The sequence below is a fragment of the Nocardioides sp. Soil777 genome, from assembly GCF_001428425.1.
GTDB lineage: Bacteria > Actinomycetota > Actinomycetes > Propionibacteriales > Nocardioidaceae > Nocardioides > Nocardioides terrigena.
Window position 1 is genome coordinate 93,752 of the sequence record NZ_LMSN01000002.1, and the last position, 14,927, is coordinate 108,678.

At 73.4% G+C, this 14,927-nt stretch carries 14 protein-coding genes; all 14 read left to right on the top strand.

The features are described from left to right. Window position 1: 1 nt before the first annotated feature. Entirely contained in the window at window positions 2-3,289 is a 3,288-nt protein-coding gene (carB, locus tag ASG88_RS04055) for a carbamoyl-phosphate synthase large subunit (RefSeq protein WP_056886150.1), read from the top strand. After that, window positions 3,289-4,320, top strand: a complete 1,032-nt coding sequence (locus ASG88_RS04060) for a quinone-dependent dihydroorotate dehydrogenase (RefSeq protein WP_056886151.1) — start codon at window positions 3,289-3,291, stop codon at window positions 4,318-4,320. The genes carB and ASG88_RS04060 overlap by 1 nt, the downstream gene beginning before the upstream one ends. Further along, entirely contained in the window at window positions 4,317-5,153 is an 837-nt protein-coding gene (locus tag ASG88_RS04065) for a dihydroorotate dehydrogenase electron transfer subunit (RefSeq protein WP_157559545.1), read from the top strand. The genes ASG88_RS04060 and ASG88_RS04065 overlap by 4 nt, the downstream gene beginning before the upstream one ends. Then, window positions 5,150-6,004: a tRNA-dihydrouridine synthase gene (locus ASG88_RS04070; protein WP_056886152.1), complete on the top strand. Its 855-nt coding sequence runs from the start codon at window positions 5,150-5,152 to the stop codon at window positions 6,002-6,004. The genes ASG88_RS04065 and ASG88_RS04070 overlap by 4 nt, the downstream gene beginning before the upstream one ends. Then, window positions 6,001-6,831, top strand: coding sequence for an orotidine-5'-phosphate decarboxylase (gene pyrF / locus ASG88_RS04075; RefSeq protein WP_056886153.1), 831 nt, complete (start codon window positions 6,001-6,003; stop codon window positions 6,829-6,831). Before ASG88_RS04070 ends, pyrF begins: the two co-directional genes overlap by 4 nt. After that, window positions 6,828-7,265, top strand: coding sequence for a hypothetical protein (locus ASG88_RS04080; RefSeq protein ID WP_056886154.1), 438 nt, complete (start codon window positions 6,828-6,830; stop codon window positions 7,263-7,265). The genes pyrF and ASG88_RS04080 overlap by 4 nt, the downstream gene beginning before the upstream one ends. Before the next feature lie 124 nt (window positions 7,266-7,389). Beyond that, window positions 7,390-7,716, top strand: a complete 327-nt coding sequence (gene mihF, locus ASG88_RS04085; RefSeq protein ID WP_056886155.1) for an integration host factor, actinobacterial type — start codon at window positions 7,390-7,392, stop codon at window positions 7,714-7,716. After that, window positions 7,713-8,318: a guanylate kinase gene (gmk, locus tag ASG88_RS04090; RefSeq protein ID WP_056886156.1), complete on the top strand. Its 606-nt coding sequence runs from the start codon at window positions 7,713-7,715 to the stop codon at window positions 8,316-8,318. The genes mihF and gmk overlap by 4 nt, the downstream gene beginning before the upstream one ends. Before the next feature lie 36 nt (window positions 8,319-8,354). Further along, window positions 8,355-8,684, top strand: coding sequence for a DNA-directed RNA polymerase subunit omega (rpoZ, locus tag ASG88_RS04095; RefSeq protein ID WP_056886157.1), 330 nt, complete (start codon window positions 8,355-8,357; stop codon window positions 8,682-8,684). 31 nt (window positions 8,685-8,715) lie between these two features. Then, window positions 8,716-9,951 carry a bifunctional phosphopantothenoylcysteine decarboxylase/phosphopantothenate--cysteine ligase CoaBC gene (coaBC, locus tag ASG88_RS04100; RefSeq protein ID WP_056886210.1) on the top strand — a complete coding sequence of 412 codons (1,236 nt, stop codon included), beginning with the start codon at window positions 8,716-8,718 and terminating at the stop codon, window positions 9,949-9,951. A gap of 69 nt (window positions 9,952-10,020) precedes the next feature. Further along, entirely contained in the window at window positions 10,021-11,223 is a 1,203-nt protein-coding gene (gene metK / locus ASG88_RS04105; RefSeq protein WP_056886158.1) for a methionine adenosyltransferase, read from the top strand. Window positions 11,224-11,363: 140 nt separating this feature from the next. Then, window positions 11,364-13,376, top strand: a complete 2,013-nt coding sequence (locus ASG88_RS04110; RefSeq protein ID WP_162259805.1) for a primosomal protein N' — start codon at window positions 11,364-11,366, stop codon at window positions 13,374-13,376. A gap of 52 nt (window positions 13,377-13,428) precedes the next feature. Further along, the gene (def, locus tag ASG88_RS04115; protein ID WP_056886159.1) at window positions 13,429-13,974 is read left to right on the top strand and encodes a peptide deformylase; all 546 of its coding nucleotides are present in this window, start codon (window positions 13,429-13,431) and stop codon (window positions 13,972-13,974) included. Further along, complete coding sequence (gene fmt / locus ASG88_RS04120) at window positions 13,974-14,900, top strand: methionyl-tRNA formyltransferase (protein WP_056886160.1); 927 nt, start codon at window positions 13,974-13,976, stop codon at window positions 14,898-14,900. Before def ends, fmt begins: the two co-directional genes overlap by 1 nt. Window positions 14,901-14,927: the final 27 nt, after the last annotated feature.

Sequence of the window (14,927 nt, forward strand, 5' to 3'; positions counted from 1 at the left end):
GATGCCGAAGCGCGAGGACATCAAGAGCGTGATGGTCATCGGCTCCGGGCCGATCATCATCGGGCAGGCGTGCGAGTTCGACTACTCCGGCACCCAGGCGTGCCGGGTGCTCAAGGAGGAGGGCCTGCGGGTCATCCTGGTCAACTCCAACCCGGCCACGATCATGACCGACCCCGAGTTCGCCGACGCGACCTACATCGAGCCGATCACGCCCGAGTACGTCGAGAAGGTCATCGCCCAGGAGCGCCCCGACGCGCTGCTGGCCACCCTCGGCGGCCAGACCGCGCTCAACTGCGCGATGTCGCTGGCGGAGCAGGGCGTGCTGGACAAGTACGGCGTCGAGCTGATCGGCGCCAGCATCGAGGCCATCGACCGCGGCGAGAACCGCGAGGTCTTCAAGAAGATCGTCGCCGAGCTCGGTGGCGAGAGCGCGCGCTCGGTGATCTGCCACTCGATGGACGACCTGCTCGGCGCGGCCGAGGAGCTCGGCTACCCGATGGTGGTGCGCCCGTCGTTCACCATGGGCGGCACGGGGTCCGGCATGGCGTACGACGAGCAGGACCTGCGCCGCATCGGCGGCGCCGGCCTCGCCGCCAGCCCGACCACCGAGGTGCTCCTCGAGGAGTCGATCCTCGGCTGGAAGGAGTACGAGCTCGAGGTCATGCGCGACACCGCCGACAACGTGGTGATCATCTGCTCCATCGAGAACCTCGACCCGATGGGCGTCCACACCGGCGACTCCATCACCGTCGCCCCGGCGATGACGCTCACCGACCGCGAGTACCAGAAGATGCGCGACCTCGCGATCGACATCATCCGCTCCGTCGGCGTCGACACCGGCGGCTGCAACATCCAGTACGCCGTCAACCCCGAGGACGGCCGCCTGATCGTCATCGAGATGAACCCCCGCGTCTCCCGCTCGAGCGCCCTGGCCTCCAAGGCCACCGGCTTCCCGATCGCCAAGATCGCCGCCAAGGTCGCCATCGGCTACACGCTCGACGAGATCCGCAACGACATCACCCGCGAGACCCCGGCGTCCTTCGAGCCGACGCTCGACTACGTCGTCGTCAAGGTGCCCCGGTTCGCGTTCGAGAAGTTCCCGGGCGCCGACACCACGCTGACCACCCACATGAAGAGCGTCGGCGAGGCGATGGCCATCGGCCGCAACTTCACCGAGGCCCTCCAGAAGGCTCTGCGGTCGCTGGAGAGCAAGGGCGCGGTCTTCGACTTCGCCGAGCCGACCGGCGATGTCGTCGAGCTCCTCGAGACGTCGCGTCGCCCCACCGACGGCCGGCTGCGCACCGTCATGGACGCCATCCGGGCCGGCGCCACGCCCGAGCAGGTCTTCGAGCACACGGCGATCGACCCGTGGTTCGTCGACCAGCTCTTCCTCATCAAGGAGGTCGCCGACGAGGTCGCCGCAGCCCCCAAGCTCGACGTCGAGACGCTGCGCCTGGCCAAGCGGCACGGCTTCTCCGACGCCCAGGTCGCCGGCATCCGGGGGATGCGCGAGGACGTCGTGCGCGGCGTCCGCCAGGCCCTCGGCCTGCGGCCCGTCTACAAGACGGTCGACACCTGCGCCGCCGAGTTCGCCGCCACGACCCCCTACCACTACTCGTCGTACGACGAGGAGACCGAGGTGGCGCCCCGCGAGCGGGAGGCGGTCATCATCCTCGGCAGCGGTCCCAACCGCATCGGCCAGGGCATCGAGTTCGACTACTCGTGCGTCCACGCCTCGCTCGCGCTGAGCGAGGCCGGCTACGACACGATCATGGTCAACTGCAACCCCGAGACCGTCTCGACCGACTACGACACCTCCGACCGGCTCTACTTCGAGCCGCTCACGCTGGAGGACGTGCTCGAGATCGTCCACGCGGAGGAGCAGGCCGGTCCGATCGCCGGGGTCATCTGCCAGCTCGGCGGACAGACGCCGCTCGGGCTCGCGCAGGGCCTCGCCGACGCCGGGGTCAAGATCGTGGGCACCGCGCCCGAGGCGATCCACCTCGCGGAGGAGCGCGGCGCCTTCGGCAAGGTGCTCTCCGACGCCGGGCTCCCGGCCCCCAAGCACGGCATGGCGGTCACCTTCGAGGACGCCAAGCAGATCGCCGACGACATCGGCTACCCGGTCCTGGTGCGCCCGTCGTACGTCCTGGGCGGACGCGGCATGGAGATCGTGTACGACGACGGCCGGCTGCGCGCCTACATCGACGCGGCCACCGAGATCAGCCGCGAGCACCCGGTGCTCGTCGACCGCTTCATCGACGACGCGGTCGAGATCGACGTCGACGCGCTCTTCGACGGCCACGAGCTGTTCCTCGGCGGCGTCATGGAGCACATCGAGGAGGCCGGCATCCACAGCGGCGACTCCTCGTGCGCGCTGCCGCCGATCACGCTGGGGGAGACCGAGATCGACCGGATCCGGCACGCCACCGAGGCGATCGCCCGCGGCGTGGGCGTCCTGGGGCTCATCAACATCCAGTTCGCGCTGAGCTCCGACGTGCTCTACGTCCTCGAGGCCAACCCCCGCGCCAGCCGCACGGTCCCGTTCGTCTCCAAGGCGACAGCGACCCCGCTGGCCAAGGCCGCGGCCCGCGTCATGCTGGGCGAGACCATCGCCGAGCTGCGCGCCGTCGGCCTGCTGCCCGAGGCCGACGGCGGGCACCTGCCCTCCGACGCCCCGATCGCGGTCAAGGAGGCGGTGATGCCGTTCAACCGGTTCAAGACGATCGACGGCCGCAACGTCGACACCGTCCTCGGGCCGGAGATGAAGTCCACCGGCGAGGTGATGGGCTTCGACGCCGACTTCGGCACCGCCTTCGCCAAGGCCCAGGCCGCGGCCTACGGCTCGCTGCCCACGACCGGCCGGATCTTCGTGTCGGTCGCCAACCGCGACAAGCGCAACATGATCTTCCCGATCAAGGTGCTGGCCGACCGGGGCTTCGAGATCCTGGCGACCAAGGGCACCGCCGAGGTGCTGCGCCGCAACGGCGTGAGCGTCACCGTGGTCCGCAAGCACCACGAGGGCGAGGGGCCGGACGGCCAGAAGACCACCGTCCAGCTCATCCGCGACGGCGACATCGACCTGGTCATCAACACGCCGTACTCCACCGGCGGCTCGGCCCGTCTCGACGGCTACGAGATCCGCACGGCCGCCGTGCTCGCCGACATCCCGTGCATCACCACCGTGCAGGGCCTCGGCGCCGCGGTGCAGGGCATCGAGGCGATGACCGCCGGCGAGATCGGCGTCCGCAGCCTGCAGGACTGGCAGCGGGGGAGGACCGCTCGCTGATGGGTCGTCCCTACCGCCTGCTCTTCGACCACGTGCTGACCCGGGCCGATCCGGAGCGCGCGCACCACGCGGCGTTCCGGGCGATCCGGGCGGCGGCGCCCGTGACCAGGCGGGTTCCGGACGTCGCGGGGCGGCCGGTCGAGGCGATGGGGCTGCGCTTCCCGCACCCCTTCGGCCTCGCGGCGGGCTTCGACAAGAACGGCGTCGGCATCGACGCGCTCGGGACGCTCGGCTTCGGGCACGTCGAGATCGGCACGGTGACCGGCGAGGCCCAGCCCGGCAACCCGCGACCGCGGCTCTTCCGCCTGCCGCTCGACCGTGCCGTGGTCAACCGGATGGGCTTCAACAACGAGGGGGCCGAGGCGGTCGCGACGCGGCTGGCCCGTCGCGGTCGCCCCGAGGGGGCGCCCGTCCTGGGGATCAACATCGGCAAGACCAAGGTCGTGCCGGCCGAGCACGCGATCGCCGACTACGAGAAGTCCACCGGCCTCCTCGCGCCGCACGCCGACTACCTCGTCGTCAACGTCAGCTCGCCCAACACCCCCGGCCTGCGCGACCTCCAGGCCGTCGAGGTCCTCGAGCCGCTGCTGACCGCCGTACGCCGCCGCGCCGACCAGGTCCGTCCCGACGACCGGGTGCCGCTGCTGGTCAAGATCGCTCCCGACCTCAGCGACGAGGACGTGCTGGCCGTGGCCGACCTCGCCGTCGCCATCGGCCTGGACGGCCTGATCGCCACCAACACCACCATCACCCGCGAGGGCCTGCGCACCGACCCCGCCACAGTCGCGGGGATCGGTGCCGGCGGCCTCAGCGGCGCCCCGCTGCGCGAGCGGGCGACCGCGGTGCTCCGGGCGGTGCGCGAGCGGGTCGGCCCCGACCTGACCCTCATCGGCGTCGGCGGGATCAGCACGCCGGCCGACGCACGCGAGCGCCTCGACGCGGGGGCGGACCTCGTCCAGGGCTACACCGCCTTCGTCTACGAGGGCGCGCTGTGGCCGCGGACGCTCGTCGCGGGGCTCCCGTCGGCATGACCTCCGAGCCCACCGGCGCCCCGGCCGTGCGCGGCCCGGTGCACGTCGTCGGCGAGGTGCTGGCGACCAAGCGGGCCGGCGCCTACCGCCACCTGACGATCGCGGCGCCCGGCCTGCCGGAGCGCTTCCGGGCCGGCAACTTCGTGGCCGTCAGCGTCGGAGACGGTCGTCTGGCCCGGCGTCCGCTGTGGATCCACCGCGTCAAGGAGACGGGTGCCTACGGCCCGACGCTCGACGTCGTCGTCGAGCCGCGCGGCCCCGGCAGCACCTGGCTGGCCGAGCTCCCGGTCGGTGCCCGCCTACCGGTCACCGGACCGCTGGGGCGTCCGTTCGCGCTGCCCCGCGAGCCGGTGTCCTGCGTGCTGGTCGGCGAGGGGTACGCCGCGGCGCCGCTCTTCCCGCTCGCCGCCCGGCTGCGCGAGCGCGGCTGCCCCGTCACGCTGGTCCTGGCTGCCGACGACGAGGGCCACCTGCTCTCCGCGCTGGAGGCCCGCCGCAGCGCCCGCTCGGTCAGCGTCATCACCCGCGACGGCTCGGTCGGCGTGCGCGGCGACGTGCCGTCGCAGGTCGAGGCCATCCTCGAGCGCGCCGACGCCGACGTCGTCTACGCCGCCGGTCCGACGACCACCCTCGCCGCGGTGGCCGCCGCCGCCGAGCGTCGTGGCGCCTGGAGCCAGGTCGCGCTCGAGACCCCGATGGCCTGCGGCACCGGCCTGTGCCAGGGCTGCCCGGTCCCGGTGGTCGCCGAGGACGGCGTCACCCGACGGGTGCGCGCCTGCGTCGACGGACCGGTCGTCCGCGGTGACCGGGTCCACTGGGGTGAGCTCGGATGAGGTGGGGCACCGTCATGGTCGCGAGCGGGTGCGGGGGCACCGGCCGCGAGCTCGCGCCGTACGCCGACCTCGACGGCCTCGACCTGGTCACCCGCTCGATCACGCTCGACCCGCGTGCCGGCGGTCCGACGCCCCGGATCGCGGAGACGCCCAGCGGCCTCGTCCACGCCGTCGGCCACCAGAACCCCGGCCTCGAGCACTTCCTCGCCACCGAGCTGCCCTGGCTCGTGCGGGCCGGCGTGCGGGTCCACGTGTCCGTCGTCGGCGCCACCATCGGTGAGTACGCCGAGCTCGCGCGTCGCCTCAGCCGGGCCCCCGGCGTGGCGGGCCTCGAGGTCAACCTGGGGGCGCCCGACCAGGCGGGGGAGGGCCTCTTCGAGGTCCGTGAGCCCTACCACGCGGCCAGCGTGGTCGCCGCTGTGCGACGCGAGTTCCCCGCCGACCGGCCGGTCCTGGCCAAGCTGCGCCCGGACCTCTCGCGCGCGGTCGAGGGGGCCCGGGCCGTCCACGACGCGGGCGCGAGCGGCGTCGTCCTCGGCGACGCCGTCCCGGCCGCCATGCCCGACGGACGCCCCGGCGGGCTGACCGGCCCGGCCATCACCCCGGTGGCTTTGCGTTGCGTGCACGAGGTCACCTCCGCCCTGCCGGACGTCGAGGTGGTGGGTGGCGGGGGTGTCGACGGTCCCCGGACCGCGCGCGCCTTCCTCGCCGCCGGCGCCGTCGGCGTCCAGGTCGGCACCGCACTGCTCCACGACCCCACCACCGTGGCGCGCATCCGCGCCGCCCTGACTGACGATCACGTCGACGACACGGCCGGCGACACGGCCGACGACCGAGAGGATCATCGATGAGCGACCACTTCGGGGCACGGCTGCACGCGGCCATGCAGGAGCGCGGCCGCTTCTGCGTCGGCATCGACCCCCACGCGTCCCTGCTGCGCGACTGGGGGCTGTCCGACGACGTCGCCGGGCTGGAGACCTTCGCCCGCACCGTGGTGGACGCGGTCGCCCCCGAGGTCAGCGTGGTCAAGCCGCAGAGCGCGTTCTTCGAGCGCTTCGGCAGCCGGGGGGTGGCGGTCCTCGAGCGGGTCATCGCCGACTCCCGCGCGGCGGGGGCGCTCGTGCTGCTCGACGTCAAGCGCGGCGACATCGGCTCGACCAGCCAGGCCTACGCCGACGCCTACCTCGACCCGGCCTCGCCGCTGGCCTCCGACGCCATCACCGCCAGCCCCTACCTCGGGTTCGGCTCCCTCGACCCGATGGTCGAGACGGCCCGCCGCCACGGGGCCGGGGTCTTCGTGCTCGCGCTGACCTCCAACAAGGAGGGCCCCGAGGTGCAGCACGCGTCCACCGGTGGGGGGACCGTCGCCGGCACCGTGCTCGGCCACCTCCGCGCGCTCAACGCCGGGCTGCAGCCGCTCGGCGACCTCGGCGCCGTCATCGGGGCCACCATCGGTGACAGCGGGGAGGACCTCGACTTCAACGGTCCGGTCCTGGCCCCGGGCTTCGGTGCCCAGGGCGGGACCGTCGACGACCTCCGCCGGATCTTCGGTCCCGTCGCCCGCCACGTGCTTCCCAGCTCGTCGCGCGAGGTCCTCTCCGCGGGGCCCGACCGCACGGCCCTGCGAGACGCGGCCCGCCGGGGCAACGACGCCGTCTCCGCCCTCGGCGACGCATGAGGGGCGGGGTCCTGCCCGTCGCGGCGCTCGTCCTGGGGCTCACCGCCGGGTGCAGCAGCGAGCAGGAGACCTACTGCCAGGCGGTGGAGGACCACCGGGCCGAGCTGAGCGACATCGCCGCCAGCGAGCAGCCCGGCGCGGTCCTCGGTGCGCTCGACGCCTACCGGGACCTGCGCGAGGAGGCCCCGAGCGACCTCCGGGACGAGTGGTCGCAGGTCGTCACCCGGCTCGAGGCGCTCCAGCAGGCCCTCGACGACGCGGGCGTCGACCCCGCGTCGTACGACCCCGCGACGACCCCCGACGGGCTCCCCGAGGAGGACCGCCGGGCGATCGAGGCGGCCGCCCGCGACCTCGGGCAGGCCGAGACCGTGGAGGCGATGGGCGGCATCGAGCAGCAGGCCCTCGACGTGTGCAAGGCCCCGTTGAGCCAGTAGCCACCACCGCGGTGTGTCGGCGGTCTCGCGGCACGCGCGGCGTCGTACCCCGCATTGCAGGGCATCCGTCGTTCTGACTAGATTGACCGCGTTGCCCAGCCCGACTGCCAGAAGGACCCGTTTCGTGGCCTTGCCCCCTCTCACGCCCGAGCAGCGCCAGGCGGCCCTCGACAAGGCCGCCGCCTCCCGACGGGAGCGCGCCGAGGTCAAGAACCGGCTCAAGAACTCGGGCGCCTCGATCATGGACGTCGTCCACGAGGGCCGCGACAACGAGGTCATCGGCAAGATGCGCGTCGTGGAGCTGCTCCAGTCGATGCCGGGCCTGGGCAAGGTCCGTGCCCGGCAGGTGATGGAGCGCCTCGGCATCGCCGAGAGCCGCCGCGTCCGGGGCCTGGGCATCAAGCAGGTCGCCGCGCTCCAGCGTGAGTTCGGCCCCAACGAGGAGTCTTGAGCGAGCCGCGCAGGTCTCGCCTGATCGTGCTGGCCGGCCCGACGGCCGTCGGCAAGGGCACCGTCGCCGCCGAGGTGCGCCGCCACCACCCCGAGGTCTGGCTGTCCGTCTCCGCCACGACGCGCGACCCGCGTCCCGGCGAGGAGAACGGCGTCCACTACTGGTTCGTGTCCGACGACGACTTCGACGCGATGATCGAGCGCGGTGACCTCCTCGAGTGGGCGACCGTGCACGGCACCCACCGCTACGGCACCCCGCGCGGCCCCGTGGAGCTCGCACTGGCCTCCGGCCACCCGGCGATGCTCGAGATCGACCTCCAGGGTGCGCGCCAGGTCCGGCGGACGATGCCGGAGGCGCTCTTCGTCTTCCTGGCACCGCCCTCGTGGGAGGAGCTGGAGCGCCGGCTTGTCGGCCGCGGCACCGAGACCGAGGCGCAGCGGGAGCGCCGGCTGGCCACGGCGAAGGTGGAGCTGGCGGCCGAGTCCGAGTTCGACGTCACCGTCGTCAACCACGAAGTTCACGCTGCGGCGGACGAGTTGGTAACCTTGATGACGTTCGACCCTCAGTCGGACCCTGCCCAGGGTCCAGCCACCACCGACTGACCTCTGCACCAACTGACTTCTGTGAGGCTTCCAGCTGTGTCTGCCCCCAACATCGCCGCCGAGGGCGTGACCAACCCCTCGATCGACGACCTGCTCACCAAGACCGACAGCAAGTACAAGCTGGTTCTCTACAGCGCCAAGCGCGCCCGCCAGATCAACGCCTACTACTCCCAGCTCGGCGAGGGCCTGCTGGAGTACGTCGGCCCGCTCGTCGACACCGTCGTCCAGGAGAAGCCCCTCTCGATCGCGCTCCGCGAGATCAACGAGGACCTGCTCACGTGCGAGGACGTCGACCCGGCCGAGCTCGCCGCTGAGGAGGCCGCTGCCGCGGCCGCGCGCGCCGAGGCGTCCAGCTTCACGGAGTGACGTGACCTCCCAGGACACTTCCGTCCACGACGTGGCCGTTTCCCGCACCGGGGAGCGGCCACGTGTCGTCCTCGGGGTCAGCGGCGGCATCGCGGCGTACAAGGCCTGCGAGCTGCTCCGCCGCTTCACCGAGTCCGGGCACGACGTCACCGTGGTGCCCACGGCGGCCGCGCTGGAGTTCGTCGGCGCCCCCACGTGGGCGGCGCTGTCGGGCAAGCCGGTCTCCACCGAGGTCTGGGACGACGTCCACGAGGTGCCGCACGTGCGGATCGGGCAGGCGGCCGACCTGGTCGTCGTGGCCCCCGCGACCGCCGACCTGGTCGCGAAGGCCGCCCACGGGCTGGCCGACGACCTGCTGACCAACACCCTGCTCACCGCGCGATGTCCCGTCGTCCTCGCGCCGGCCATGCACACCGAGATGTGGGAGCACCCGGCCACCGCGGCCAACGTCGCGACCCTGCGCAGCCGCGGTGTCGTCGTGATCGAGCCCGCCGAGGGACGCCTGACGGGCAAGGACACCGGCAAGGGGCGGTTGCCCGAGCCGGCCGAGATCTTCGACCTGGCCGTCGAGGTCCTCGCCCGCGGCACCGCCGTCCCCGACCTGGCCGGTCGCCGCGTGGTCGTGAGCGCCGGCGGCACCCGGGAGTACCTCGACCCGGTCCGCTTCCTCGGCAACCGCTCCTCGGGCCTCCAGGGTTACGCCCTGGCTCGCGCGGCCGCCGCCCGCGGCGCCGAGGTCACCCTCGTCAGCGCCAACGTCTCCCTGCCCGACCCGGCCGGCGTCAAGGTCGTCCGGGTCGAGACGACCGCCCAGCTGCGCGACGAGGTCGTGCTGGCCGCCGGATCCGCCGACGCCGTGGTGATGGCCGCGGCGCCCGCCGACTTCCGGCCCACGGCGGTCAGCGAGGCCAAGATCAAGAAGGCCGACGACGGCTCCGCCCCGGCGATCGAGCTCGAGCAGAACCCCGACATCCTCAAGGAGGTCTCGCACGAGCGGCAGCGCCCCGGCGCGGTCATCGTCGGGTTCGCCGCCGAGACCGGCGACGACACGGGCGACGTCCTCGACCTCGCCCGGGCCAAGCTGGCCCGCAAGGGGTGCGACCTGCTCGTGGTCAACGACGTCAGCGGGGGAGCGGTGTTCGGCAGCCCCGACAACGAGGCGGTCATCCTCGGCGCCGACGGTGCCACCGTCGACGTGCCCCACGGCACCAAGAGCGCCCTCGCCCACGTCGTGTGGGACGAGGTCGTGGGGCGATTCGCCCGCTGAGACGGGCATCTTGCATAGTGAGCCACCGTTATCGTGGCTAGCACAAGCACCTCGACAGGAGCATCGACTGTGGCTGGACGCCTCTTCACCTCCGAGTCCGTGACCGAGGGTCACCCGGACAAGATCGCCGACCGGATCAGCGACTCGGTCCTCGACTACCTCATGGAGCACGACTCCGACCCCGAGAACCTCCGGGTCGCGGTCGAGACCCTGCTGACCACCGGCCTCGTCGTCGTCGCCGGGGAGGTCCGCACCGACGCCTACGCCCCGGTCGCCGACCTCGTCCGCAAGGCGATCCTCGACATCGGCTACGACTCGTCCGACAAGGGCTTCGACGGCACCACGTGCGGGGTCCAGGTCGCCATCGGCGCCCAGTCGATCGACATCGCCGCCGGCGTCGACAGCGGCCACGAGTCCCGGGTGGGCTCCTCCGAGGACGACCTCGACAAGCGTGGCGCCGGCGACCAGGGCCTGATGTTCGGCTACGCCTGCGACGACACCCCCGAGCTGATGCCGCTCCCGATCATGATCGCCCAGCGCCTCGCGCAGCGGCTGACCGAGGTCCGCAAGGACGGCACGCTCGGCTACCTGCGTCCCGACGGCAAGACCCAGGTCACGATCGAGTACGACGAGCAGGACCGGCCCGTCCGCATCGACACCGTCGTGCTGTCCACCCAGCACTCGGAGGACGTGGACCACGCCACCCTCGAGGCCGACATCAAGGAGCACGTCATCGACGTGGTCCTGGGCAGCTTCGACATCCCGTCCGAGGGCTACCGCCTCCTGGTCAACCCGACCGGCAAGTTCGTCGTCGGCGGCCCCATGGGCGACGCCGGGCTCACCGGCCGCAAGATCATCGTCGACACCTACGGCGGCATGGCCCGCCACGGCGGCGGTGCCTTCTCGGGCAAGGACCCGTCCAAGGTCGACCGCTCCGCGGCGTACGCCATGCGCTGGGTCGCCAAGAACGTCGTGGCCGCGGGCCTGGCCCGCCGCTGCGAGGCGCAGGTCGCCTACGCGATCGGCAAGGCGGCCCCGGTGGGCGTCTTCATCCAGACCTTCGGCACCGGCGTGGTGTCGGACGAGGCGATCCAGAAGGCGGTGCTCGAGGTCTTCGACCTGCGTCCCGCCGCGATCATCCGCGACCTCGACCTGCTGCGCCCGATCTACGCCCAGACGTCGGCCTACGGCCACTTCGGCCGCGAGCTCCCCGACTTCACCTGGGAGCAGACCGACCGCGCCGACAAGCTCAAGGCCGCCGCCGGCGCCTGATCCATCGCTGCGACAGAGTCCCCGCTCAGCCGGGGACTCTGCCACCGTGTGACCGTTGCAACGGTCACACGGTGACGGGCCCGCGGACACAGTCCGCACCGGTCGGTGCGCTGTCGGTCCGCATTGATTGAATGCCGACCATGACCAACCACGAGGCCGGGCCAGCAGAGATGCTGCCCGGCCTCCGTGCATCCGTGGCCGACGGCAAGGCCCGGGCCGCCGCGACCCGGGCGCGCAAGGCCGCCGAGTTCGAGCCCGCCGGGGTGGACCCGGTCGCCCGGGTCCTCGTAGACGTCCCGCTGGCCCACCTCGACCGGACGTTCGACTACGCCGTGCCGACGGCCTACGCCGACACCGCGGTGCCGGGCGCGCGGGTCAAGGTCCGGTTCGCCGGCCAGGACGTCAACGGCTACGTCGTGGCGCGCGCCGCCACCAGCGACCACACCGGCCGCCTCCAGCCGCTGCGCCGCGTCGTCAGTGCCGAGCCGGTCCTGAGCCCCGTGGTGGCCGATCTCACCGCCGCCGTCGCCGCGCGCTACGCCGGCGCCCGGGCCGACGTCCTGCGCCTCGCCGTCCCGCCCCGGCACGCCAGGGTGGAGGCCGAGCCGTGGGAGATGCCGCCGACAGAGGTCCCCGGCGTCGCGAGTGGGGCCTGGCAGCACGTGACCCACGGGGAGACGTTCCTCGCGCACCTCACCGACGGCTCCGCACCCCGCGGCGTCTGGTCGGCGGCGCCCGGAGACGACTGGCCGGCCATGGTCGCGGCGGCGGTCGCGGCGACCCTCGCCGGCGGCCGCGGGGCCGTCGTGTGCGTGCCCGACCAGCGCGACGTCGACCGGGTCGGTGCCGCCCTCGACGTCGCGCTCGGTCCCGACCGGCACGCAACGCTGACGGCCGACCTCGGTCCGGCCGCGCGCTACCGCGCGTTCCTGTCCGTCTCCCGGGGTGCCCGGAGGGTGGTCGTCGGCACCCGCGCGGCGGCGTTCGCGCCGGTCCACGACCTGGGGCTCGTCGTCATCTGGGACGACGGCGACGACCTGCACGCCGAGCCCCGCGCCCCCTACCCGCACGTCCGCGAGGTCCTCGGCCTGCGCGCGGAGGCCGAGGGCACCGCGATGCTCCTGGGCGGCTTCGCCCGCTCGACCGAGGCCGCGATGCTGCTCCGGTCCGGCTGGGCCCGTGAGCTCGCGCCTCCGCGCGACGTGGTGCGCGAGCGGGCCCGCACCGAGGTGGCGGCCGCGGAGGATCGGGCCGTGGGCGCCCGGCTGCCCCGTCCCGCCTTCGAGGCGATCCGCTCCGGCCTAGCCCACGGTCCTGTCCTGGTGCAGACGCCCCGCGCGGGCTACGCCCCCGCCCTGGCCTGCGAGAGGTGTCGCACGCCCGCCCGGTGCGGCCACTGCGCCGGCCCGCTCGTGCTGCCGGGTCCCACGGCGCCGCCGACCTGTCGCTGGTGCGGCACGGCCGACGGGCGCTGGGCGTGCCGCGAGTGCGGCCACCGGGGCCTGCGGGCCCCGGTCCGGGGCGAGGCACGCACCGCCGAGGAGCTCGGTCGCACCTTCCCCGGCACGACCGTCCGCAGCTCCAGCGGTGATCGCGTCCTGGCGCGGGTCGGGGAGCGGCCCGACATCGTCGTCGCCACCGTCGGCGCCGAGCCCGTCGCCGAGACCGGCTACGCCGCCGTGGTGCTCCTCGACACGTGGCTGACCCTGGCCCGCGACGACATGCGCGTCCAGGAGGAGGCCGTACGCCGCTGGCTCGGCGCCGCCGGCCTGGTGCGGCCCGGCGGTCACGTCGTCGCCGTCGGTGATCCCGCGCACCCGGCGCTCCAAGCCCTCGTGCGGTGGGACCCGGCCGGGTTCGCCGACCGGGAGCTGGTCGAGCGGGGCGAGGCCCACCTGCCGCCGACGGCCCGGATCGCCACCATCACCGGGGAGCCCGGGGCACTCGACGACGCGGTGACGCTGCTCGACCTGCCCGAGCCGGCAGAGGTGCTCGGACCGGTGCCGGTCAGCGCCGAGGAGCAGCGCGTCGTCGTCCGGGTGCCGCTCGCCCACGGGGCCAGGCTGTCGGCGGCCCTCGGCGAGCTGCAGCGGGTGCGGTCGGCGCGCAAGCTCGACGCCGTACGCATCCGGGTGGACCCGCCGAGCATCTGAACGCTCCCTAGACTGGGCCGCGCATCCGAGACCGAGGAGTCACAGCACCCCCATGGCAGTCCAGCCGATCCGCCTCTTCGGCGACCCGATCCTGCGCCGACGCGCGATCGAGGTCGACGACTTCGACAAGGAGGTCCGCCAGCTCGTCACGGACCTCACCGACACCATGCTGGCCGCCCCGGGCGCCGGTCTCGCCGCCCCGCAGATCGGCGTCGGGCTGCGGGTCTTCACCTGGAACGTCGAGGGCGAGGTCGGCCACCTGGTCAACCCGGGCCTCGAGCTGAGCGACGAGACCCAGGACGGCGCCGAGGGGTGCCTGTCCCTGCCCGAGCTCACCTACGACTGCCTGCGGGCGCTGTCCGTGATCGCCACGGGCTTCGACATGCACGGCGAGCCGGTGCGGATCGAGGCGTCGGACTACCTCGCCCGCGCCATGCAGCACGAGACCGACCACCTCGACGGGATCCTCTTCATCGACAAGCTCGACACCGCCTCCCGCAAGGCGGCGATGAAGGAGATCCGCGAGTCCGAGTGGTTCGGCCTCGAGCGGCCGACCGTCCGGGTGAGCCCGCACGCCACCCGCGGGCTGGGCCTCTGATGCGCGTCGTCTTCGCCGGCACCCCGGAGGTCGCCGTGCCCGCCCTCGACGCCCTGCACGCGTCCGCCCACGAGGTCGTCGGCGTCGTCACCCGTCCCGACGCGCCGTCCGGTCGTGGTCGCAAGCTGGTCGCCAGCCCGGTCGCCCTGCGCGCCGAGGAGCTCGGCCTGCCGGTCCTGCGGCCCGAGCACCCGCGCGACCCCGACTTCCAGGCCGCGCTGCGCGCCCTGGAGCCCGACGCCTGCCCCGTCGTCGCCTACGGCGCCCTGCTGCCGCAGTCGGCGCTCGACATCCCCGCGCACGGCTGGATCAACCTGCACTTCTCGATCCTGCCGGCCTGGCGCGGCGCCGCACCCGTCCAGCACTCCATCTGGGCCGGCGACGAGCTGACCGGTGCCACGACGTTCCGGATCGTCAAGGAGCTCGACGCCGGTCCGACGTACGGCGTGATGACCGAGCGGATCCGCGCCACCGACACCGCCGGCGACCTGCTCGCCCGGCTCGCCGAGGGCGGCGCGACCCTGCTGGTCCGCACCCTCGACGGCATCGAGGACGGGTCCCTCGAGGCCCGCGAGCAGCCCGCCGACGGCATCAGCCTGGCGCCCAAGATCCTCGTCGACGACGCCCGCATCGAGTGGACCGACCCCGCGATCGGCGTCGACCGCCAGGTCCGGGCGTGCACACCCGGACCCGGTGCCTGGACGACCTGGGAGGGCGAGCGCTTCAAGGTGGGCCGCGTCAGCGTCGCGAGCGGTCGCGACCGGCTGGCGCCCGGTGTCCTCGAGGTCACCAAGAACGCCGTCTACGTCGGCACCGCGACCGACCCGGTCGAGCTCGGCGAGGTCAAGGCGTTCGGCAAGAAGCAGATGCGCGCCGCCGACTGGGCGCGTGGCGTCACCGTGCCCCAGGGCGCCCGCCTCCACTGACCACACTCAGGGGTGGTCTGCGTCACG

Bases quoted from the DNA above. Each gene is read 5' to 3' on its own strand.
- carB (WP_056886150.1), top strand. From the start codon at position 2: ATGCCGAAGCGCGAGGACATCAAGAGCGTGATGGTCATCGGCTCCGGG.
- ASG88_RS04060 (WP_056886151.1), top strand. From the start codon at position 3,289: ATGGGTCGTCCCTACCGCCTGCTCTTCGACCACGTGCTGACCCGGGCC.
- ASG88_RS04065 (WP_157559545.1), top strand. From the start codon at position 4,317: ATGACCTCCGAGCCCACCGGCGCCCCGGCCGTGCGCGGCCCGGTGCAC.
- ASG88_RS04070 (WP_056886152.1), top strand. From the start codon at position 5,150: ATGAGGTGGGGCACCGTCATGGTCGCGAGCGGGTGCGGGGGCACCGGC.
- pyrF (WP_056886153.1), top strand. From the start codon at position 6,001: ATGAGCGACCACTTCGGGGCACGGCTGCACGCGGCCATGCAGGAGCGC.
- ASG88_RS04080 (WP_056886154.1), top strand. From the start codon at position 6,828: ATGAGGGGCGGGGTCCTGCCCGTCGCGGCGCTCGTCCTGGGGCTCACC.
- ASG88_RS04110 (WP_162259805.1), top strand. From the start codon at position 11,364: ATGACCAACCACGAGGCCGGGCCAGCAGAGATGCTGCCCGGCCTCCGT.
- def (WP_056886159.1), top strand. From the start codon at position 13,429: ATGGCAGTCCAGCCGATCCGCCTCTTCGGCGACCCGATCCTGCGCCGA.
- fmt (WP_056886160.1), top strand. From the start codon at position 13,974: ATGCGCGTCGTCTTCGCCGGCACCCCGGAGGTCGCCGTGCCCGCCCTC.